Source organism: Anaerococcus tetradius, assembly GCF_947087635.1.
In the GTDB taxonomy this organism is placed as follows: domain Bacteria; phylum Bacillota; class Clostridia; order Tissierellales; family Peptoniphilaceae; genus Anaerococcus; species Anaerococcus tetradius.
On sequence record NZ_CAMUDP010000012.1, the window covers coordinates 1 to 23,657 of the forward strand.

Annotated in this window: 20 protein-coding genes and 1 tRNA gene; 17 read left to right on the top strand and 4 right to left on the bottom strand. The window is 35.1% G+C overall.

The features are described 5' to 3' along the window. Together P6936_RS05020 and P6936_RS05025 are read left to right on the top strand one after the other, a co-directional pair. On the top strand, positions 1-564 hold a 564-nt coding region (locus P6936_RS05020), incomplete at its 5' end, for a restriction endonuclease subunit S (RefSeq protein WP_276881012.1). 60 nt (positions 565-624) lie between these two features. After that, a complete protein-coding gene (locus P6936_RS05025; RefSeq protein ID WP_276881013.1) occupies positions 625-762 on the top strand; it encodes a hypothetical protein in 138 nt (45 codons plus the stop codon). Between the two features lie 304 nt (positions 763-1,066). On the opposite strand, the gene P6936_RS05030 is transcribed toward P6936_RS05025, so the two are convergent. Beyond that, positions 1,067-1,142 (bottom strand) — tRNA-Thr (locus P6936_RS05030). Positions 1,143-1,241: 99 nt separating this feature from the next. On the opposite strand from P6936_RS05030, the gene P6936_RS05035 reads away from it, so the two are divergent. The 15 genes from P6936_RS05035 (at position 1,242) to P6936_RS05105 (ending at position 18,052) form a co-directional block, all read left to right on the top strand. Beyond that, a complete protein-coding gene (locus tag P6936_RS05035; protein ID WP_276881014.1) occupies positions 1,242-2,423 on the top strand; it encodes a hypothetical protein in 1,182 nt (393 codons plus the stop codon). Positions 2,424-2,499: 76 nt separating this feature from the next. Beyond that, complete coding sequence (locus P6936_RS05040) at positions 2,500-4,599, top strand: Tex-like N-terminal domain-containing protein (protein WP_276881015.1); 2,100 nt, start codon at positions 2,500-2,502, stop codon at positions 4,597-4,599. Further along, positions 4,596-6,314 (top strand): proline--tRNA ligase, encoded by a 1,719-nt coding sequence (locus P6936_RS05045; RefSeq protein WP_276881016.1) that lies wholly within the window; start codon positions 4,596-4,598, stop codon positions 6,312-6,314. Before P6936_RS05040 ends, P6936_RS05045 begins: the two co-directional genes overlap by 4 nt. A gap of 56 nt (positions 6,315-6,370) precedes the next feature. Further along, positions 6,371-7,234: a class II fructose-1,6-bisphosphate aldolase gene (gene fba, locus P6936_RS05050; RefSeq protein ID WP_004836230.1), complete on the top strand. Its 864-nt coding sequence runs from the start codon at positions 6,371-6,373 to the stop codon at positions 7,232-7,234. A 50-nt stretch (positions 7,235-7,284) separates the two neighbouring features. After that, positions 7,285-8,589: a transcription termination factor Rho gene (rho, locus tag P6936_RS05055; protein ID WP_004836229.1), complete on the top strand. Its 1,305-nt coding sequence runs from the start codon at positions 7,285-7,287 to the stop codon at positions 8,587-8,589. Positions 8,590-8,660: 71 nt separating this feature from the next. After that, on the top strand, positions 8,661-8,864 hold the full coding sequence (gene rpmE, locus P6936_RS05060; protein ID WP_004836227.1) for a 50S ribosomal protein L31: 204 nt from the start codon (positions 8,661-8,663) through the stop codon (positions 8,862-8,864). A 60-nt stretch (positions 8,865-8,924) separates the two neighbouring features. Further along, the gene (prmC, locus tag P6936_RS05065; RefSeq protein ID WP_276881017.1) at positions 8,925-9,719 is read left to right on the top strand and encodes a peptide chain release factor N(5)-glutamine methyltransferase; all 795 of its coding nucleotides are present in this window, start codon (positions 8,925-8,927) and stop codon (positions 9,717-9,719) included. 3 nt (positions 9,720-9,722) lie between these two features. Continuing rightward, complete coding sequence (prfA, locus tag P6936_RS05070) at positions 9,723-10,799, top strand: peptide chain release factor 1 (protein ID WP_004836224.1); 1,077 nt, start codon at positions 9,723-9,725, stop codon at positions 10,797-10,799. Beyond that, the gene (locus P6936_RS05075) at positions 10,800-11,735 is read left to right on the top strand and encodes a cation diffusion facilitator family transporter (protein WP_276881018.1); all 936 of its coding nucleotides are present in this window, start codon (positions 10,800-10,802) and stop codon (positions 11,733-11,735) included. 11 nt (positions 11,736-11,746) lie between these two features. Next, complete coding sequence (locus P6936_RS05080; RefSeq protein ID WP_040349322.1) at positions 11,747-12,781, top strand: L-threonylcarbamoyladenylate synthase; 1,035 nt, start codon at positions 11,747-11,749, stop codon at positions 12,779-12,781. An 8-nt stretch (positions 12,782-12,789) separates the two neighbouring features. Beyond that, entirely contained in the window at positions 12,790-13,419 is a 630-nt protein-coding gene (gene upp / locus P6936_RS05085; RefSeq protein WP_004836218.1) for a uracil phosphoribosyltransferase, read from the top strand. A 9-nt stretch (positions 13,420-13,428) separates the two neighbouring features. Next, positions 13,429-14,703, top strand: a complete 1,275-nt coding sequence (murA, locus tag P6936_RS05090; protein WP_276864682.1) for a UDP-N-acetylglucosamine 1-carboxyvinyltransferase — start codon at positions 13,429-13,431, stop codon at positions 14,701-14,703. An 11-nt stretch (positions 14,704-14,714) separates the two neighbouring features. After that, positions 14,715-16,874 (top strand): ATP-dependent RecD-like DNA helicase, encoded by a 2,160-nt coding sequence (locus P6936_RS05095; RefSeq protein WP_276881019.1) that lies wholly within the window; start codon positions 14,715-14,717, stop codon positions 16,872-16,874. After that, the gene (locus P6936_RS05100; protein WP_276881020.1) at positions 16,867-17,490 is read left to right on the top strand and encodes a ComF family protein; all 624 of its coding nucleotides are present in this window, start codon (positions 16,867-16,869) and stop codon (positions 17,488-17,490) included. The genes P6936_RS05095 and P6936_RS05100 overlap by 8 nt, the downstream gene beginning before the upstream one ends. A 415-nt stretch (positions 17,491-17,905) precedes the next feature. Then, positions 17,906-18,052 (top strand): hypothetical protein, encoded by a 147-nt coding sequence (locus P6936_RS05105; RefSeq protein WP_276864687.1) that lies wholly within the window; start codon positions 17,906-17,908, stop codon positions 18,050-18,052. A 141-nt stretch (positions 18,053-18,193) separates the two neighbouring features. On the opposite strand, the gene P6936_RS05110 is transcribed toward P6936_RS05105, so the two are convergent. From P6936_RS05110 to P6936_RS05120, 3 genes are read right to left on the bottom strand one after another with little or no spacing between them, the layout of a single operon-like run. After that, positions 18,194-21,520, bottom strand: coding sequence for a DEAD/DEAH box helicase (locus P6936_RS05110; protein WP_276881021.1), 3,327 nt, complete (start codon positions 21,518-21,520; stop codon positions 18,194-18,196). After that, complete coding sequence (locus P6936_RS05115) at positions 21,520-22,545, bottom strand: Eco57I restriction-modification methylase domain-containing protein (RefSeq protein WP_276881022.1); 1,026 nt, start codon at positions 22,543-22,545, stop codon at positions 21,520-21,522. Before P6936_RS05115 ends, P6936_RS05110 begins: the two co-directional genes overlap by 1 nt. Then, positions 22,542-23,462 (bottom strand): restriction endonuclease subunit M, encoded by a 921-nt coding sequence (locus tag P6936_RS05120; protein WP_276881023.1) that lies wholly within the window; start codon positions 23,460-23,462, stop codon positions 22,542-22,544. Before P6936_RS05120 ends, P6936_RS05115 begins: the two co-directional genes overlap by 4 nt. Positions 23,463-23,657 lie beyond the last annotated feature (195 nt).

The window sequence follows — 23,657 nt, forward strand, 5'->3', positions numbered from 1 at the left end:
ACAGACAGACAGACAGACAGACAGACAGACAGACAGACAGACAGACAGACAGACAAGATTAGATTAGGAAATATATTTAGTGCTGAAACTGGCGATGTTGATTTACAACAGTCGGATATAAATGGTAGAGGGACATATTTTATTAATTCAGGTCTACAAAATAACGGCATTAAGGGGAAAACAGATAAATGTGCAAAAATATTCCCATCGAACACAATTACAGTTGACTTTTGGGGCAATGCCTTTTATAGAAATTTTGACTATAAAATGGCAACACACAATCATGTATTTTCACTTAGTGGGGTTTCAATAAAGAATGAACAAGTTGGTTTATACCTTGTTTCATCAATGAGTTACCTCTCTAAAATATACTCATATAGTGATATGGGAACTTGGAATAAGATGAAAAAATTGGAGATAGTATTACCGACACTAGATGATGAGATTGATTATATATTTATGGATAAATTCATAAAAGTTGTTAAGAAGCTTATCATAAAAGATGTTGTAATATGGGCAGATAAAAAAATAGAAGCAACAAAACAAATTGTATTAAAACACTAAGGTGAAAAACGATTAGAAATAAAAATCTAGTCGTTTTTTTATTGTAAGAAAGGACACATTATGACAAGTAAAAGAATGAAGTTAAGTATTGAAGAGCAAATCGAAAAGAAAGAAGAAAGCATTAAGCAATTGCAAAATCAAAACAGACAATTGAAGAAAAAACTTAATGAACAAAAAAAGCAAGAAATAATAGACTAATAGATAAAGGAGAGGTGTTTGAAAGTATTTTTGAAAAAAAGTATTGATTTAATAAATCATTGATTTTATAACTAATCAAATAGTCAAGTCCATAATATTGTGTAAAATTTAAAAGATATCTGTAAAATTTTTGTGTATCAGCCTATATCCTTATAAAATGATATGTACCCTCCTTACTGGTTTGTCCAGTAAAGAGGTACATATAAAAGGGTAAAGGTTGATACATTTTATTTTTTTAAGGTAATATTAAGATACAAGAATCACATTAAGAAGTAGTTTCATTGTTTTATTTCAGAATTAAAAATGGAGCTAGAAACAGGACTTGAACCTGCAACCTACGGTTTACGATACCGGTGCTCTACCACTTGAGCTATTCTAGCATATATATATGATATCATATTTTTTGATTATTGTAAGCACTTTTAATTTTTTATTGTATCTTTAAGGATATTTGATATAATTATTAGTATGGAGTTATTATGGATTTTACAAATGTTTTTAATGATATAGGAAATGTATTAACCTACAATCAAATAACGCTAATTCCAATATTTTTTGCGGTGATTTTGTTGCTTTTGTTTGCTATTTCAAAGGCTTTTAGGAAGAGTGGTTTATTTTTGCTTGGACTAACTTTTGCAGTGGATTATGGGATTAGGTCTTTGCCAATCGACTTGTATGGTATGTTTCCTATTTTAAATAATGTTATTGCTGGTTTTTATTTACTTGGCGGTATTATTTTTGTTATTAGGATTATTAAAATTCTTGTTAAGTCGTCTACTAATTTGGTTAAGGCTAGTGAGTATAAAGCTAGGAAGAATGGATTTTTCAGCTATACTGGAGCTTTGCCTTTTTTAATTATGATTATAGTTAGTATTGTCGATAGTAATAATTTGTTGCCAAAGGCTTTAAAGAGTCTTTTTACTTCTTTGTCTTTTTTGTATATGATTTTTAGGACTTTATTTTCTACCTACAAGCATCTTAATGAAAAGGATATAAGGCTTGTGAATGATAAGATGAAGTTTGATGATATTGACCAATTTCTTAATGAGAAGACCAAGGATTCTAAGGCTAAGGGCATTAATGCTGATAGGAAGGTAAGAAAAAGTCTTGATGATGATGTTAAGATTTTTTCTGGTCTAAAGCCTAAGCTAGTTGCTAGTAAAAAGCCTGATAAGGTTGAGGATTTGAGAGATGATCTTTTTAGGCTTCAAGATAAGGAAAGAGAGATTGAAAAGATAGAAAAAGAACTTTCTAATACCGATATTATCCATATGGTTAGCAGGGAGGATAAGTCTTTTCTTAATGAAACTACTATTAGGATTACTAATATAGAAACGGGTGAAGTTACCTCATATACTAGTAGGAATGCTAAGTTCAATATCGTTGAAGAGAAGGAATATAAGGTTGATTTAGAGTTTAGGCATACTAATGAGTACGATTATGGGAGATTTATTGATATTTTGATAAAGTATTCTAAGGATAGACAAGCCTACAAGTTTGAGCTTATTGTCGCTCCTTCTGATATAAAAGAGTCTAAGATTGTTCTTTATGATCCATCGAATATTTTTGATTTTAGTGAAGAGAATTATCAAAATATTGGTGGTAAAATTATTAGTATGAATTTTCCAAAGTACAAAATTAATTTTATTACTGGAAATTAATTTTAAATAGTGGGGATAAGGATAGGATTTTGTGCCTATCTTTTCCCTTTTTAGGAGTTATTAGGTTAAGTATTTTATGAATATTACAGAAATTTTATCAAAACAATTAGAGATTAGCGAAAAAAGCATAGATGCTGTTACAAATCTCTTGGATGAAGGCTCTACTGTTGCTTTTATAGCCAGGTATAGGAAGGAAGTTACAGGTAATTTGTCCGATGTTGAGATTAGGGATATAGAAAAAAATCTCAAGAAGTATAGAAATATTGAGAAGAGACAGGAAGAGATTATTAATGCTATAGATGGTCAGGGCAAGCTTACCGATCAGTTGAGGGAGGAAATTCTTTCTACAAATACTCTAGCTATACTTGAGGATATTTACGCTCCTTTCAAGTCAAAGAGAAAGACAAGGGCTGATATCGCCCGTGAATTTGGTCTTGATAAGCTTTTGGATTTTCTAATGAATGAAGCTAAAAGCGAAAGTGAAGGCCTAGATGAAGCAGAAAAATATCTTGTTGAAGGACTAGATACAAAAGAGGATGCTCTTGAAAGGTCCTTAGATATCCTTGCCGAAGATATTGCTAACAATATAATGGCTAGAAATATCATTAGAAGGGATGCTTTCGTTAGGGCAAAGCTTGTAGCCACTTTGAAGGAAGATGAAAGTGGTCTTTATGAGAATTATTATGATTTTAATAAAAAACTTAGGGAAATGAAGTCTTTCCAAACCCTAGCTATTAATAGGGCTGAGAAGGAAAATGCCCTTAGTGTTAAGATTGAATTTACAGATAATTATAACAAAAAGTTAATAGGTGACTTGTACAGAAAAGATAAGAATTTTAATGATTATCAAAATTTCCTTCTGGATAAAACTGTAGATGATGCATATAAGAGGCTTATGCTACCTTCTATTACAACTGAGATGAGAAATTATATAACAGAAAAGGCTGAGGATGATTCTATAGAAGTTTTTGGCAACAACCTCAAGCCCTATCTTTTGCAAAGACCTATCAAGGGACAAGCGGTTATTGGTCTTGACCCAGGTTTTAGGACAGGATGTAAGGTTGCTGTTGTAGATCAATTCGGTAAGTATTTAGATTCTGCTGTCATCTATCCAGTTGAGCCCCACAATAAAGAAAAGGAGGCAATCGGAACTTTAAAGTCCCTCATTGAAAAATACGGGGTAAGTCTCATTGCTCTGGGTAATGCCACAGCTTCTAGGGAAACCGAACTTGTTGTAAATAAGTTAGTCAAAGAAGTGGATAATCTTAGTTATGCCATAGTAAATGAGGCAGGTGCTTCTGTATATTCTGCTTCTGAACTTGGAGAAGAGGAATTTCCAAATCTCGATGTTACTATTAGAGGAGCTATATCAATGGCAAGAAGGCTCCAAGATCCTATGGCTGAACTTGTTAAAATTGAGCCTAAGCACATAGGTATTGGTCAATACCAACATGACCTTGATTCTAAAAAACTTGATGAAGAACTTTCCAAGGTTGTAGAAGATGCGGTTAATGAGGTAGGAGTTACCATAAACAATGCTTCCTATAAACTTCTTAGCTATGTTTCAGGTTTAAACCCGAGCCTAGCAAAAAGAATCGAGGAAGACTTTAAGGAAGGTAAGTTAGTATATAGGAAAGATTTAAAGACTGTAAAGGGCTTAGGAGATAAGACTTACAAATTATGTGCAGGCTTTTTGAGATTTCCTGATTCTCCGGAAATTTTGGATAATACCGCAGTCCACCCCGAATCCTACAAGATTGCCAAGGAAATAAATAAGCACTCGCTTGACGATTTGGATTTAGAAAGCTTGGCAAGTAAGCTTGATGTTGGGCTTCCGACCCTTAAAGATATAATCGCCGAGCTTAAAAAGCCCGGTAGGGATCCGAGAGAAGATAATCCTGAAGTTTTAACTCGCAAGGAAGTAATGGGGATAGATGACCTAAAAGAGGGTATGATTCTTAAAGGAAAGGTTAGAAATATAACTGACTTCGGAGCCTTTGTCGATATAGGTGTAGGTGTCGATGGCCTTGTCCATGTTTCTAAGATCTCCGATAAATTTATCAAAAATCCACGCGAAGTTTTGACGAATGCGCAAATTGTTGATGTTAAAGTTGTAGAGATAGACAAAAAAAAGGAAAGAATAGGTCTATCAATGAAAGATATAGGTGAAAAATGAAATTATCAAAATATTATATGCCAACATTAAGGCAAGATCCAGTAGATGCAGAAACTGAAAGCCACAAGTTTTTAACTAGGGGGGGCTTTATTAGAAAACAAGCAAGTGGTGTTTATTCATTCCTACCACTTGGAAAGAAAGTAGTTAACAAGATTGAAGCTATAGTAAGAGAAGCTATGCAAGATTATGATTCTATAGAAGTTTCTACATCTATCCTTCAAACTAGAGAAATATGGGAAGCCTCAGGAAGATGGGAGACCTTTGGTCCTGAAATGTTCAAAATAAAAGACAGACATGATAGAGAATATTGCCTAGGGCCAACAGCTGAGGAATCTTTTACTAGTCTAATCAAAGACGAGCTTAATTCTTACAAACAACTCCCACTAAATATTTATCAAATAGTAGATAAATTTAGAGATGAGAAAAGACCAAGATTTGGTATCAATAGATCAAGGGATTTTTTGATGAAGGATGCCTACTCCTTTGATAAGGATATGGAAGGCCTTGAAGTATCCTACCAAAAAATGTGGGATGCCTATGAGCAAGCCTTTGACAGGATGGGTCTTGACTATAAAATCGTTGAAGGTGATTCTGGAAGCATGGGTGGAAAAAAGAGCCACGAGTTTATCGCCCTATCTGAAACAGGTGAGGGAGTAATTCTTTATACTGATGATTCAGACTATGCAGCTACAGACGAAAAAGCAAGATTTAAAGTAAATCCTATTATAGAAGAAGAAAAAGAGCTTAAACTAGTCGAGACCAAAGGAAAAACAACAATCGAAGAAGTTTGTGAGTTCTTGGATATAGACAAGAAAAAAACAGCTAAGGCAGTCGATCTTTTGGTTAAGGGTGAGCCTATCATCGTCTTCGTTCCAGGCAATAGGGAATTGAATATGGCTAAACTTATTTCCTATCTAAAAGTCCCAGAACATGAAATTGAGATGCTTGATGATGAAACAATTGAAAAAATCACTAAGGCTAAGGCAGGTTATACTGGACCAATAGGTCTTGGAGATGACGTTAGAGTTTTAATTGATGAGTCTTTAACTAAAATAAATAACCTCCTTGTTGGAGCTAACAAAACTGACTACCACTACATCAACGCAAACTTCGGCAGAGATTTTGATGGAGAAATTGTCGAAGATTTGCTTACTGCAAAGGCTGGAGATATGGCCTATGATAGCTCAGGCATCCTAAAAGAAGCTCGTGGTATAGAAGTTGGAAATATCTTCCAGTTAGGAACAAAGTATTCTGACAGCCTAGGGGCCTACTTCCTAGACGAAAATGGCAAGCAACAAGCCTTTATCATGGGATCTTATGGAATCGGTATAACAAGATCAGTGTCAGCCATAGTTGAACAATACCATGATGATAAGGGTATAATCTGGCCAACATCTGTTGCTCCTTTCGAAGCTATAGTAACTATTGTAAATATAAACAATGAAGAGCAAAAAGAACTCGGAGAGAAAATTTACAAGAGACTCAAGGAAGAAAGAATAGATGTCCTCCTAGATGATAGAAAAGAAAGAGCTGGAGTTAAGTTCAATGATAGAGATTTAATTGGTATTCCTTATAGAATCACCGTTGGAAAGGATGCATCAGACGATATTGTTGAATATTCTACAAGAGCCTTGATGGAAAATGAAAAAATCACATCTGATGAAGCAATAGATAAAATCATTAAGTCCGTCAAAAAAGACCTATCTTTTAATTAGAATTAGGGTATTATTATAGTGTAAGATAATTTGAATAAGAACTATAAGGAGACAATATGTTAGTTAATGCAAAAGAAATGTTAGATAAAGCTTATGAAAATGGATATGCAATTGGCCATTTTAATACAAATAACCTTGAATGGACAAAGGCAATCCTAAAAGCAGCAGAAGAAAAACAAACAGCTGTTATAGTAGCTGCTTCTGAGGGAGCTATCAAATATATGGGTGGCTTTAAAGTTGTCGCAGATCTAGTTAAGGTTATGCACGATGAGATGGGAATTACTGTTCCAGTTGCTATTCACTTAGATCATGGTTCATATGAAGGAGCTAAGAAAGCTATAGAAGCTGGTTTTACTTCAGTAATGTTCGATGGATCTCACTTCCCATTAGAAGAAAATCTTGAAAAAACAAAAGAAATCGCAGAATTAGCTCATTCTAAAGGAATGTCTGTTGAAGCTGAAGTTGGCGGAATCGGCGGAGAAGAAGACGGAGTAAGATCAGCAGGAGAACTTGCTGATGTTGAAGAATGTAAAAAAATTGCTTCATTAGGAATCGACTTCTTAGCAGCAGGAATCGGAAATATTCACGGTGTTTATCCAGCTGATTGGCAAGGACTTAACTTTGATAGATTAAGAGAAATCTCTGATGCAGTAAAAATGCCAATAGTTCTTCATGGTGGTACAGGTATCCCTGACGATCAAATCAAAAAAGCTATTAGCCTAGGCGTATCTAAGATTAATGTAAACACAGAATGTCAACTTGTTTTTGCAGAAGCTACAAGAAAATACATCGAAGCAGGTAAAGATAAACAAGGTAAAGGCTTTGACCCAAGAAAATTATTAGCAGACGGAACACAAGCAGTAATTGATAAAGTAGAAGAAAAAATCGATATGTTCGGTTCTGCAAATAGTGCAAAATAAAAAAAGAAAATGGGAGGGCCTTATGGTCCTCTTTTTCTTAAAAGGAAAATATGGATAAACTAAAAGAAAAAAAACTAGTAGAATTAAGAGAATTAGCCAAGGAAATGGGCATAGAATCTGTAAGCAAATACAGAAAAGATGAGCTAATCAAGCTAATAGAGGAAGAAGAAAATAAGAGAAGCGAAGAAAGCAAAGAAGAAGCAGAAAATGATTTAGGCAACAAATTTGACTGTGACGGAATATTAGAAATCCTACCTGATGGTTATGGATTCCTTAGAACCCAGCTTTATGAAAGTGGAGATGACGACATCTACGTCCCACCTAAGCAAATAAAGATGTTTCGACTAAAAACTGGGGATTACATAAGAGGAATTGCCAGAGAAAAACACGCAAAAGACAAGTTTGCCCCACTAATATTTGTATCAGATGTCAATGGCATCAATCCTGGAGTGGCCTACAATAGGCCTTATTTTGAAGATTTAACTCCAATTTATCCAAACGAGAAAATTTCTTTAGAAACAAGCAGAGAACATTTTTCAGAAAGAATCATAGATTTTATTAGTCCAATCGGTCGTGGCCAAAGAGGGTTGATTGTCTCCCAACCCAAGGCAGGTAAGACCACCCTCATCAAAGATATAGAAAGATCAATAGAAAAAAATTATGATGATATCAAAATAATTGTCCTTCTTATAGACGAAAGACCAGAAGAAGTTACTGATTTTATTAGATATGTCAATGAATATAGGGATCCATCAAATGAATTGATGAGAACAGAAGTAGCAGCCTCTACCTTTGATAAGCCACCTCAAAATCATATTGATATGGCTGAGATGGTCCTAGAGAGAGCTAAGAGATTTGTAGAAGAAAAAAAGGATGTGGTAATACTACTCGACTCCATAACAAGACTTGCAAGGGCCTATAATATTATGACCCCCCAATCAGGTAGAACCCTATCAGGAGGACTTGATCCCCTTGCCCTAGTCGGCCCAAAGCAATTTTTTGGAGCTGCAAGAAATATTGAAGGAGGAGGGTCTTTGACCATCCTTGCTACCGCCCTAGTTGATACGGGTTCTAGAATGGATGATATGATTTTTGAAGAGTTCAAAGGAACTGGTAATATGGAAATTCATCTTGATAGAAGGCTTGCAGATAGGAGGATTTTCCCAGCAATCAATATCGAAAAATCTTCTACAAGAAGAGAAGACTTACTATTAACTGATAAGGAACTTGAGGCTGTGTTCAAATTGAGAAAATCTAATATGTCCAATGCTGAATCAATCGTAGAGCTAATTGATTGGATGAAAAGGACGGAAAATAACAGTCAATTTATTGACTTGATTAATAATTCTTATTAGGTCTTGAAAAATTAATGGATAGATGGTACAATACTAATTGCTTATTGAAAGAAGAAACATGAGGTGTTCATATGAAAAAAGAATTACATCCAGAATATCACGAAGCTAAAGTAACTTGTATTTCATGTGGAAATGAATTTACTGTAGGTTCTACTGAAGAAGAAATCAAAGTAGAAGTTTGCAGCAATTGTCATCCATTCTACTCAGGAAAACAAAGAAATGCTGAACGTGGTGGAAATGTTGATAAATTTAACAAGAAATACGGTAGAAAATAGTAGAAATTATAAGGTAAGGCGACTTACCTTATTTTTGTGTTAAAAATAAGAAATACAAAAATGACCATAAAAGATTACTTAGATAAAAATTATGAAATAAGCTTAATAGCCCTCACTTACCTATTAAATACTAACAAAAGTTCAATTATCCTAAGAAGTGGGGAAGAACTTAATAACGAGATAAGAGTCAAGCTAGAAGAGATAATAGATAAATGCGAAAAAGGCTATCCTCTTCAATACGCAATTGGCGAATGGGAATTCTTCGGTCTAAATTTTAAAGTTGACGAGAGGGCGTTGATACCAAGATTTGAAACCGAAATAATCGTTGATTATCTAATTAAAGCTCCCTTTAAGAAAGATAAAATACTTGATATAGGCACAGGTAGTGGGGCTATAGCATTGAGCTTGGCTAAGAATTTAAAAGCTAGCGATATTCTTGCTAGTGATATTGAGGATAGGGCCTTGTCCTTGGCAGAGGAAAATAAAAAAAGATTAAAAATTTCCAATGTTTCTTTTATAAAATCTGATTTATTTGAAGAAATTTCAGGAAAATTCGATATAATAATATCAAACCCTCCTTACATAAATAGTAAGGATTTTAAAAAGCTTGATAAGACTTTGTACTATGAGCCAAAATCAGCCCTCTTAGCTGAAGAAAATGGTCTTTATTTTTATAAGAGGATAATAAAAGATGCAAGCTCATATTTGAATGAAGGAGCAAGGCTCGTTTTTGAAATTGGATATGACCAAAAGTCTGATATTAGCTCACTTTTGAACGAATCTGATTTTAAAAATATAATATGTATTAAGGATTATAATGATTTTGATAGATTTATAATCGCTGAGAAAGGATAAAAGATGTTTGAAAATATTGAACATATTAAGGAAAACTACAAGGATTTAGAGAAAAAGATGATTGATCCTGAAGTTTTAGCGGACATTAGCAGACTGACTAAAATAACTAGGGAATACAATTCTCTTAAACCAATCGTAGAAAAGTACGATCAAATAAAAGATGCTGAATCTACAATCGAAGAGAACAAAGAACTTATAAATGAAGCTGATGATCAAGATATGATTGATATGCTAAAAGAAGAAATCAAAGAAAATGAAAAACTTCTTGATCAATACAATGAAGAGATGAAGATTCTCCTAATACCAAAGGACCCTAATGACTCTAGGGATGTAATAGTTGAAATCAGGCCTGGTGCTGGTGGAGATGAGGCAGGGCTATTTGCTGGAGATCTTTATAGGATGTATCATATGTATGCCGATAAGGAAGGCTACAAGACAGAAGATGTAGAAGTTACTCCTCAAGGAGTCGGTGGAATTAAAGATGCTACCTTTATGGTTAGGGGTGAGGGAGCCTATTCTAGATTTAAGTATGAATCTGGAGTTCATAGGGTACAAAGAGTCCCAGAGACTGAATCTGGTGGCAGAATCCACACATCAACTGCAACCGTTGCTGTACTTCCAGAAGTAGACGAGTTAGATGTTCATGTAGACCCTAATGATATTAGAACAGATGTTTTTAGGTCATCAGGTAATGGAGGCCAATCAGTAAATACAACAGACTCAGCTGTAAGGCTTACCCACATACCTACAGGCATAGTCGTAAGTATGCAAGATGAAAAGAGCCAAATCAAGAACAAAGAAAAAGCTATGAAAATCCTTCTTGCCCGTATATATGAATTGGAAGAAGAAAAAAGAAATAAAGAAATAGCTGATAATAGAAAAAGCCAAGTAGGAACAGGTGATAGGTCTGAGAGGATTAGAACCTACAATTTCCCACAAGGTAGGATTACAGATCATAGAATAAATAAGACTATTTATCAATTAGATGACTTCCTTAATGGTGGCATCGGTGAGATGATTGATTCTCTTATAGCAGAAGATCAAACTAGAAAATTAGAAAAAATAGGCGAGGATGAGTAGTTGTTTGAATTCTTATCAAAGAAGTTTATAAAGGCTTCCGCAAAAAAAGATGAATTCACCTATAGGCTTTCTATAATCTCCCTATCATCATCAATAGGTATAGCTATAAACATCTTGCTCTTTGCAATGAAGGCGGGTATTGGTTTTGTAATACATTCTCAAGCCATTGTAAATGATGCTTTCAACAACTTATCTGATTCTGTTGTATCACTTATGGCACTTTTGGGATCTAATATCAGCAAGAAACCAGCTGATAAAGAACATCCCTTTGGCCATGGTAGGGGAGAATATGTTATAAGCCTACTAGTTTCCATAATAATAATGTATGTAGGCTTCATGCTTTTTATTAATTCAGTAAAAAGTTTTGGTGAGGAGAGATTCGAAGGGCTAACGATGCTATCTCTTGGAATCTTGTTAGTAAGTAATGCCGTCAAGGTTTACATTTACTTATTAAACAAGTCCTTATACAAGAAGTTTGAAAGTGAACTCAATCTTGGAGTCATGCTTGACGCTAGAAATGATATATTAGCAACAAGCGCAATAATAATAGGTGACTTCATACAGAATTTCTTAAGCTTTAATGTTGATGCCCTAATGGGTATAGTAATTTCGTTTTTTGTATTCCATCCAGGTTTAGAGATGTTTAAGGATACAATAGCTATCTTGTTGGGAAAAAGAATTGACATAGATATAGAAAAAGAGATTGACGAAATAATTATGTCTTGCGATTTAATTAAGGGCTATCATGACATGCAAATTCACGAGTATGGTAAGGGAAGAATGGCAGGCTCAGTCCATGTAGAAGTCCCATCCAATCTTACAGTTGAAGTAGTTCATAAGGCGATAGATAAGGTTGAAAAAGAAATAATTAAAAAGACAGGGGTTGAGATTACCTTACATATGGATCCGACCTACTGTGTAGTTGAAGATAATTGAAAGAAGAAAAAATGCAAACAGAAGTTTTAAAGATTGATAGGAAAAATATCGATCAAGAAAAAATAATAAAGGCCGCAAATTATCTTAAAGAAGGCAAGCTCGTTGCCATACCAACAGAAACTGTTTATGGCTTAGGGGCTAATGGATTAGATGAGAAGGCCTGTGTAAATATATTTAAAACTAAAAACAGACCAGCAGATAATCCATTGATTTTACATATTTCTAATATAGATATGTTGTATAATTTGGTAGAGAATGTGAATGACGATGCTAAAAAGCTGATGAAATTATGGCCGGGTCCCTTGACTATGATTTTCAAGAAATCGGACCTAATCCCTGATGTAGTAACGGCAAAGGGGGATACGGTTGCTGTAAGATTTCCAGTTGATGAAATAGCAAGAGCTATAATAGAGAAGGCTAATGTGCCGATTGCAGCCCCATCTGCCAATATCTCTGGACGTCCATCACCAACAAATGCTTATGATTGCTATTATGATTTGAATGGGAAAATTCCATTAATCATAGATGGTGGTTCTTGTGATATTGGTATAGAATCGACTGTAATTGACATGAGTGAAAATCCGCCTACTATACTTAGACCAGGTTATTATACTTTAGAAATGATTAGGGAAATTATCCCTGAGGTTAGACTTGATGATGCTCTGGTTGATGATAACAAAATTCCAAAGTCCCCAGGTCAAAAGTATAAGCATTATGCACCAAAGGCAAGGATGCAAGTCTATGTTGGTAAAGGAGCGGCCGATTTTATTTATAAAAAGGCTAGGGCTTATTCGAATTCGGGTCTTCATGTAGGAGTCTTAGTATTTGAAGAAGATATGGAAAGATTTAAGGATTTCGATAGGATTTCTTTTGGTGACAGGGACGATTTAAGCCAAATGAGTCACGTTCTTTTTACAGCTCTTAGGAAAATGGATAAAATGGGAGTTGATTTAATTCTTGCAGAAGGAGTTTTGGATAATAACCTAGGTAAGAGTATAATGAATAGAATGAAAAAGTCTGCCGCTGGCAATATTGAATATTTATAGGAGAAGTTATGGGAAAAGTAAATGTACTAGATCATCCAGTAATCAAACACAAAATTAGTATTATAAGAGACAAGAGAACAGGTGGAAATGAATTTAGATCCTTGGTAACAGAAATTGCTATGATTCTAGCTTATGAAGCTACTAAAGATTTAAGCCTCGAAGAATATGAAGTAGAAACACCTATTGCAAAGACAACAGGCTACAGACTAGCAGGTAAGAAGCAAGCTATTGTTCCAATACTTAGAGCGGGTCTTGGCATGGTAGATGGGGTACTAGAAGTTCTTCCAGCAGCCAAAATTGGCCATATAGGAATGTACAGGAACGAAGAAACCTTAAAGCCTGTGGAATATTATTGCAAACTTCCAAAGGATATTGGAAACAGAAACATCTTGGTAGTAGACCCAATGGTTGCAACAGGTGGATCTGTTAATGATGCTATCGAAAGATTAAAGGAAAGAGGATGTAAGTCCATTAAACTTCTTTGCATTATTGCTGCTCCAGAAGGAATCAAAGCTATTCAAGAAAAGCACGATGACGTTGATATATATATTGCCCAATTGGACGAACATCTTAACGAAAATGGTTATATAGTTCCAGGCCTAGGAGATGCTGGAGATAGATTGTTCGGTACCAAATAAGGACTTACTATGAGCAAAGAGATATTAATTATAAATTCAAATGGACCTTTGAAGGGAGAAGTAGAGATTTCTGGCGCCAAAAACTCTGCCCTGCCAATTCTCGCAGCTTGTGTTTTGGGAACCGAAGAAATCATCCTCGATGGTGTTCCAGAACTTAAAGATGTTGAAATCATGGTAGAGGTTTTGAAGCATCTTGGATCTAAGGTTGAGTACCTTGACAAAAATAGCCTTAAAATTGATTCAAGTGGAATTAATACCTGCGAGACTCCTTACGAGTTGATGGATAAGATGCGTGCTTCTTTCGTTGTTATGGGGCCACTTCTTTCAAGATTTAACAAGGCTTATACTAGAGCTCCTGGTGGTTGCAATATCGGTTCAAGACCAATAGATCTTCACCTCAAGGGCTTTAAGGCCCTTGGAGCTGAAAATAGAATAAATGATGATGAGATAGCCATTGAAGCAAATAATGGATTAAAGGGCAGTGAAATCTACCTAGACTTTCCATCTGTTGGGGCTACACAAAACATCATGATGGCAGCTTGTCTAGCAGAGGGTGAAACTATAATAGAAAATGCAGCCAAAGAACCAGAAATAGTCGATCTAGCTTCATTCTTATCAAAAATGGGAGCAAAGATTAAGGGGGCTGGTACTTCTACAATTACCATTAGAGGGGTAGAAAAACTCACTGGTACAAGGCACACCATAATCCCAGATAGGATAGAGGCTGCAAGCTACATGCTAGCTGCTGCAATGACTAGAGGCGAGGTTAAAATAACTAATGTAATTGGTTCACATATTAGACCAGTTATAGCAAAGTTGATTGAAATTGGAGCTGAAATTAAAGAAATTGAAGAAGAAGATATTATCTATATAAAGGCACCAAAAAGACTAAAGTCAACTAATATCCAAACTCTTCCTTATCCAGGTTTCCCCACAGATGTTCAGGCTCAATTCATGGCTTTACTAACTGTAAGTGATGGCGAAAGCAGGATTCAAGAGACTGTTTTTGAAAATAGGTTTATGCATGTTGATGAACTTTCAAAGATGGGAGCTGTTATAGCAACATCAGGCAATAGGGCAACCATTGCTGGTGTAGAAAAACTCCATGGAGCAAGTGTTAAGGCAACTGATTTAAGAGCAGGAGCGGCCCTAGTAATGGCTGGTCTTGTTGCAGAAGGAGAAACAAGAATTTCTGAAATCTATCACATAGATAGGGGTTATAGCAATCTAGTAGAAAAATTCAGCAAACTCGGTGCTGATATTAAAAGAGTTACCGTTGATTAATAGGAAATAAAATGAAGATTAAAGGCATAGTTACCAACATTATTTTTAGAAACGATGATAGTGGATACACGATTCTTTCTGTAGACACTTCTGATTCTGATATAACTTGTGTTGGAACTATGCCTTTTTTTAATCAGGGTGATAATGTAGAGATGGAAGGAGAAATAGTTTATCATGATAAGTATGGTGAACAATTTAATATTTCATCCATTAGTTTGCTTAAACCATCTAGCAGATCTAGTATTATAAAATTTTTATCATCGGGCAATCTCAAAGGCATAGGCAAAAAAACGGCTAATGCAATTTATGAAGCCTTTGGCAAAGATAGTATAGATCTTGTCTATCAAAATACTGATAGGCTCCTAGAAGTAGAAGGCATAGGAAAAAAGAAGCTAGAGGATATAAAACTATCTGTAGAAGAAACAAGGGATTCAAGAAGGAGTATAGAATATCTTCAGGGTCTAAATATTTCATACAGTCTAGCCATGAAAATCTACCAAAAATATGGAGAATCTACAATTGATTTAGTAAAACACAATCCCTACAAGTTGGTTGAAGATATAAGGGGAATAGGCTTTGCTATGGCAGATAATATAGCCCTTAATATGCAAATGGACTCGTCATCTAAGTTTAGAATTTCAGCAGGTCTATATCATGTATTAAATGCTGAAGCTGACCTAAATGGCCACACTTGCCTAAAACTCGACTATCTAGTAGATAAAAGCACTAGTTTACTAAAATTAGAAGTTGAAAAAATAAAAGAAGTAATTAATGATGATGTTATAGCTGGCAAATTGGTCCTAGTAGCCATAGAAGATGTTAATTATATTTATAGTGCCAGTCTCTTAAAGGCTGAAAAATCAGTAGCCATGGCCCTTGCCAGTAAGATTGATGAAAATTATATCTTCGATATTGACTTCGATTATGATTTATCTGTTTTTTCTGACGAGCAAAGGGAAGCTATAAAGATGGCTTTTGAGTCAATGGCCCTTGTAATAACAGGAGGACCAGGTACAGGAAAGACAACTATTATAAATGCCATTTGTAAGATTTTATCTAAAAATAAACTATCCTATGCCCTTGCAGCCCCTACTGGTAGGGCAGCAAAGAGGATAAAAGAATCGACAGGAGAAGATGCCTATACCATCCATAGGCTCATAGGAATAAGACCTGATGAAATTGTTGCCGAATACAACGAAGATAATCCAATCGAAAAAGATTATCTAATAGTCGATGAGATGAGTATGGTAGATATTCATCTTATGAAAAATTTGTTGGCTGCTGTCGGCGAAAAAACAGCCATAATTTTAGTAGGTGATAGTGATCAGTTGCCTTCTGTTGGTCCTGGCAATGTCTTAAAGGATATCTTGGATACAGATATTAAATCAGTAAGACTTAAAAAAATCTTTAGGCAAGCAGGTAAGTCGAATATTATTGTAAATGCTCATAGGATAAATGATGGAAAATACCCTATCCTAAATGAAAAAGACAAGGATTTTTTCTTTATAGATGCAGACAATAGGAATTTTATGGATAACCTCATTAATCTTTTGAAAGTTAGACTACCTGAATATTACAAGTTTGATCCTATTAAAGATATACAAATTCTTTCACCGTCCAAGAAAACTGACTGGGGAGTAGCTAATATTAACGAGAAAATTCAAGAAGCAATCAATAAAGAAAATGAAAGTTTGAAGGTAAATAATAGGCTTTTTAAGCTAAAGGATAAGGTCATGCAAGTTAGAAATAATTATGACCTAAAAGCTATAAATCATGGCGATGATTTCGATGAGGGTGTTTATAATGGTGATATAGGCTTTGTTGAAAAGATAGACACAATAGATGAGTCCCTAGATGTTAGGTTTGATGATGGAAGACTTATTCGTTACAAGAAGGAAGACATAAAAGATTTAGATCTTTCTTATGCTATAACTATTCACAAATCTCAAGGCTCTGAGTTTCCTTGCCTAATAATTCCTATGATGCAAGTAGCCCCTATGCTTCTTACAAGAAATCTACTTTATACAGGGGTTACTAGGGCAAGGAAAATTGTTATACTTTTGGGTAAGAAGAATATATTAAAGACAATGGTTGATAATAATAGGTCGAATAGGCGTTTCACTAATCTTTCTTACTGGATAAGAGAAATGGGGAAGGTAATTAATGATTGATTTATTATTTCTAGATAAGGGAACATGCTATGCTTGCCAAAGAGAGGAGATAGTAAAGTACAATTTGTGTCAGTCTTGCATGGATAAATTAGACTATTTGGCAAATGAGTTTAAAGTATCAGGCAATACTTGTTATAGTATATATTTTTACAATGACTTTATGAAAAAATTGATAGGCTCATATAAATTTAATAGGAATACCTCACTTGCTGATACTTTTGCTAGGATGGCTGTTGATTTTATAAGGGAGAAATCTCTTACAAATTTTGATTATATCTTAGCTTCTCCGTCATCAAGAAAAACATTAAACCATAGAGGTTTTGACCATATAGGCCTTATTGTCGATTATATAAGTAGAGAGCTTAATATTGAAAAACTTGATGATTTCAAGAAAATTAAGAACACTAGGGCCCAACATACCCTTACTAAGGAAGAAAGAATAGATAATCTTAGTGGAGCCTTTAGTCTAGATAGAGATATTGAAGGAGCGAGAATCCTCCTTGTAGATGATTTAATAACGACAGCTAATACTGTTCTAGAAATTATTAGGGAATTGAAAAAAAGAAAGGCAAGTGAAGTAGTAAGTCTTGCTATTGCATCAGAGCGTGGGGATTGATAAAAAAGGAGCTATGAAAAAATTTCAATAGCTCCTTTTTTTCGGTGCGCTCGGCATGAGCATATTCTAACAGGTGTAAGTCCTAAGTGTGCCCGGTAGTGGGAAACACATAGCCAAAGGCAAGGGTGTCCATCGTGAGGTGGAATCTGAAGGAAGCCCTAGGCAAACTCTTGGTCCGACGAACAGAAATCACATAAGGCAGTTACGTAGGATAAGCTTGCCAAACAAAGTAAAGTCCAATAACTACACGGAATACGTAAATGTATATGTGGCAGATAGATGAGAGTAAAGAATATGCCCAAACCCTATGAGGTCTCACTAGCGAAACAATAGTAACAACGAATAGTTAGAAGTCAGCAGAAGTCATAGTACTAGTTAAAACTAGGAAGGGCCGAACTACAGGAGGTATAAATTTATGAAAGAAACTAATCATGACAAAGACTGTAGAAAATTAACCAGACCAATCAAAGAAAACTTGGAAAGTGAAAATAAATTAGCTGGACACAGTCATGAAAAGATTAACTCAAAAGAAAATACCAAAAATGAACTAACAAAAGAATAGCTGAGAGGGGCTATATATCCCTAGTCAGCTATTACAATAAAGTTCAAATTAAACTGTAGAACCGCCGTATACGTAACCGTACGTACAGTGGTGTGAGAGGACGGTGAATGAAATAATCATTTACAGACCCGTATTTATCAATCAATCCTTAAGTTCTGGATATAATTTTACCAAATCTTCCTCAAACCTATCTTCTTGGATGCTTGCTAGAGAATCTAAAAGTTTAAGCTTATGTTTTTCAATTTCTATTTCTTCACTAAAACCTAGGATGAAGTTTTTTGCAATCCTGTAAATTATCTCTGTTGGGGCAAGACCATAGACTTGCTTTCCAAAGATATGGTTTAGCCTTTCCTTATTATCTGGTAAGGCTTCTTTGATTTTTTCACTTCTGTATAACCTTTTCACGATTTCTGCCACATAGAGTCCTGATTTCATGTATGGGTCTATGAAGGTAAAGTCTTTGTTATCAAAACAACCAGGATTTTCCTTTTCAAGGAGGTCTAGCATTTGGTTTACAACCTTCCTTGGCGTAAAGATTTGGTTGGTTTTTTGGGCTGGAATATAATCAAAAATATCCCTTTTGACTTCTTCGTCGAAATAATTGGCAAGTTTTACTTTTTTATCCAAAAATTCCTTAACAGAGTCATCAAAGACACGTTCATTGAAAAGATGACCTTCATAGTGCTTCATTTCACCAGTTTCTTCGTCTAGATAATTATAGCCATCTCTTAGCATCTTAAACTCATCTATACTTATAGATGTCACCTCAAGGAAAACATCATTAGGAATAATCTTATCAAAATTATCTAGTCTAGTCTCATCGTCACCATAGGCCATGAGGAAAGATGGAATAGTCCTAGAAAAGCCCCTGAGCTTATCTCTCATTGTATCTTCTTCGGTCTTCTTTTCCTTTTCTCTCTTATCTGTTTCTATGGTTGCTATAGCAATACTTTTAGAATCCTCAATTATATTATAATTAGCAAGCGATTCTTGGACTTTTTTGCTAAACTCGTCGTATTTTTCCCTACTTAAATCATCGTATTTTTTCTCTATCTCACTTGATTCTTTTGATGATTTGGAAGTGGCAAGTTCTTCATTTTTATAATGCTCTATTTTGTTTTTCTCAATTTCATATCCTTCGTATTCTTTTCTTACAATAGAATCAACCTTATCTTCAATATTTTTTTGGATTTTCTTTTCTGTAGACCTAGTCATGTCTTCTTTGTAAACTTCCTTGGTAGCATTAACAATAATACTACTTATTGGTTTACTATAAGTATCTATAAAATCTTCAAGCTCTGTCTTTTGAGGAGTTTTTTTGATAATTAAGTCAGACTCAGCCTGGCTTATACTATCTTCAATTTCTTCATAGATTTTCTTTCCAAAGACTTCCTGAGCTTTTCCTATGATTTTCTCTTCTGGAATATCTACTTGGCCATTTTCATCGAGGTCTAATTCGTCAGCTGTATCGTCATCAACTTCAATAGGTCTTTTTTTGCCTTCCTTGTATGAATTTAACTTATTTAGGGTGTCTCTGATTGCTTGTGGAGCCCTAAAAATATTGGAAATATTTGCAAATAGGAAGTTTGACATAAAGCCACGGTTAACAACTTCTACAGCCTTAATCTTCCTTGGGATAGAAAGGACTTTTTCGGCGTCAAGCTCTATCATAACCCCATTTTCGTCCTCACCATAAACAGGGAAGAAGTTAAGAAGTTCTCTGACATGCTTTTTCCTAGTCTCATCATCTCCGCCACCACCACTAGTGGTAGGAGAAAGGTCGTTTGCAAATTGCTCAAAAATATCAAGAGTCCTTGCAGGATCAAAGTCGAAAACATAGGCGTTTTTCTTCCTAAAATGTTTACCACCATTAGAAAATAGGCAAGGATTTTGTGCCCTAAAGGCCGCTTGCATATAAAGAGAAGGTGATTTCATATTGGCAAGCATTAGGACTGCTGTCCACTCAGGCACAGTTATACCTGTAGTAAGCTGTCCAACAGAAAGGGTAATGGTCTTATCGTAATTTTTTATAGCATCTCTTACACGGTCCAAAGACTCTTCTGTAATTATCTCATCATCAATCTTGCCATCACCTGCAGCAAGGACAATCTTATAGTCTTTAAAAACTGGATTTAACTCAAGCTTTCTCTTAAGAGCCTTGGCAGAATCAACCCTATTTAGAATCCAAAAAGAGTGTTTTATCTCATCTCTAAGCTCTGGTGTAGAAAAAGGAAACTTAGTCCTCTTTTCATCAGTCAAGGCATCTAGGAACTTGTCCACATCATCATTATAGACAAAGGCACCCCTCTCATCTGTTGAGAAAAACTCATTAAGGTCAAAGGCATATTCCACATTTTCTCCGTCAAGATCAATCCCGTCATCAAGCTCATCTCTGATAATATCTGAGATTTGATAGGTGAAAAGATTTAGTTTAGGCAAGCTTGCGTAAGGATTTTCTTCTAAATCTTCACCCACAAAATCTCTCTTCGCTCTTTGTTCGTCAGCATAGGTCCAATTATAAATAGCATCGTCTTCAAATTTGAAATTCGCAAGGGCCTTAAAAGGTGTTCCGGAAAGGTGAAGGGTATTAGCCCTAATTATTTGGTTAAAGGCTTGGTCGGTCTTGTAGGTATCAACACCCTCGTGGGCTTCGTCAATTATTAGTATATCCCAATTAGTGTTGGCGACTTTCTCAAGTTTTGGCATGTCACCACCAAAGTGAATTGAACCTTTAAGGTCTTGGAGACTTACAAATTCTATATAACCTTTGGTCTTATCAGGGTCCACCTTGTCCTTATACTCTTCTCTAGTCAAGACAAACTTCTTGTCCTTAAGGGCATCCACACGGCTAATAAAGAAATAACCGCTAGCAGGCCCGATAAATTTAACAAAATCATCATACCAAGAATTAGCAATGGCAGGCCTATTTGTAACAATCAAGATTTTTTCAAAACCCATCTTCATACAAAGGTCATAACAAGCAAGGGTCTTGCCAAAACGTGGCTTGGCATTCCAAAGAAATTCGCCCTTGTCATGAGACTTGAAATAATCCATGGTCATAGCAATAGCTTTTTCCTGTTCGTTTCTTAGCTTATAAAAAGCTGGCTTTTCATCGGCTTCTATAAGACCACGGTTTTTTCTAAATTTGAAAAAATTAAACTCAGCAAGGTCTGGTTCAATCTCAAACCACTCCTTACCTTCTTTTCGCTTAAAACCTAGATTAATCAAATATTTATGAAAATCTGAATCACCAAAAGTTTCATTAGAACCTTCATACACGGCATTATTTGCCCATTCTAACTTATAATCAACATCAGAAGTAGACACCTGTTCCCTAATCCTCACATCAGCATCTCTTTCGGTAAAACCAATTTTGGTCCAACCGTCATGCTTTCTAAGTTCAGGGGTAGTGTAGGCATAGCAGACAGGTATAACTTCCTTGGTAGTAGCAATCTTTGCTTCAGTCATTATTCCATCTCCTGTACTTTTTCTTCAATAAAGTCAATCTCCTCAGGACTCAACCCATATTTCTTGTATAATTGCTGGTCAATTTCAAGAATAGACTTAGACCAGTCAATGTCGGAATTTTCTGTGAAATCTTGGTTAGGTACATTTTCCCAAACTTTAGAATTTTTATTACCCTGAGTAACTTTTTTAGAATTTAACATAGCTCTAGCAAATTTGGTTTTAATATACTTCAAACTATTATTTGCCTCGTCAAAACTACCAAAATTACCAAAAGTTACAAAAGTTTCGGTATAACCTTCTTTAGGATTTCCGACAAATGGCTCACTTAATATTTCCCCAAAATCACCACTACCATTTGAACTAGGAAGTACTAATTTGTAGAACATGAAGTTGCTAGGTGGATTCAAATAATCTTTGTTAAAAAATTTGGTTGCTCTTTTATAATTCTCCCTACCAACTATCTTCACATTATCCTCATCTAGTTTTTCATCTGTAAAGACTTCAGGAAATTTTTTAAAACAAGTTGATGATAAATATCTTTTCGAACCTCCAGATACTCTATTTTTAAAGTCAGGATTTTCCTCATAGAATAATTTATCGTATTTATAACTAGTATTAGAAAATATAATTTTATCGAAGAAAACTTTTTCAATACTTCTTACCTTTTTAACTATATCTTCAATCTCAGAGTGAGGGTAAAAAATCTTAATTGGTTCATGAACTTTAGTATTATCCCAAGAAGTAATGGCAACCCCACCCTTAATATCAGTAGTAGGAAAAACTTTGGAACCAACCGGTTCATATTCTAAAATTTTAAAATGAGGACTATTTAACATTTTTTTATTCCATTTAGATGGAGTTTTTCCAGTGTCAAATAGAAATCTAGATGGTGTAATAAAAGATACAAATTTTCCAACATTTATTGATGCATCATAAAAGAAATGATAAATAGGTGGATCTTCGCTTCGACCTTCTACGGTTTCATTATAAGGTGGATTACCCACTACAAAATCAAATTTTTTCATATATTCTCCTTCATTGATACAAAGGTCTGAGACTTGTTGGCCTTCCAGTCAAAAATCCTACAGGCCACAGGTTCGCTTTCCTCTTCTTCTCTTACTTCCAAAAAACTCATCTGATCAGGCTCGCCTGCTGGTGCGCCAAAGGGCACAGTATCTGTTAGCCCATCCATTTGCCAGAGATTCCAAGAAATGATATTGGCGAGCTTTTCAAGGATTTTCTTATCCACATCCTCATCCCACCTTCTCTCGTAATAATCTACAAAAGTCAATAGAACATTTATCCTAGCTATCAAAAGGCTATCGCCCTGGTATTCATAACCATAAGAGGCTTGGACGGCACGAATGGCCCATTTTATCCAATCTTCCTTGCTTGTCGTGTTTTCATTAACTATCCTAAGCTTCCTATCGAGGATCCCTATCCTATTAATAGTGTGTCTGATAAGCTCACTAGTCGCTACATCATACCTAGAAACTAGATAAGGACCCTCTCCGCATGTTATCTCAAGTCTTGGAGAATCAACATAGGCCTGCCAGGTTTTGCCTTCAGGAAAGGAAATCTTTTCCCTAACAGGCTCCCAACTCTCTCCATTTTGGACATTGAAGACATCCTTTCTCCCAAACCAAACTTCGTCACAATAATTATTCATAAAATTGACAACCCAGCTAGGAGTGTAGACCTCAGCCTTCTTCCTAGTACGTTCAAGCTGGGTCTCAGCCGACTTGCTAGTCCTAGGCTCAAGGGCAAAACCATGAGCAAAAACAGCCTCAGAAATCTGAGCCCTATCATCAAAACTATCCCCAAAATCCTCATAGGTATTAGTCGCCCATATAATATTCTTTTTAGTAGCCTTATCCTTAAGCAAACGCTTTAGTGCAATTTTTAAAGGATAAGAGTTAAAATCAATCAACGGTTGTTCCATAATAACCTCAAATCTTATAAAGTAAAGAATTAAATTGTTACTATTATTATATCAGTTTTTGGTTAAATTTTAAAAATAATTACATAAATTGAATTTTGTCCTACGATTAAAGAAGAAATAAGCGTTGGACAAAATTTTAAAAAAATGAAAATATATTGACAAAAACTGAGTTCGGAATAAAATTTAAGTAAATAC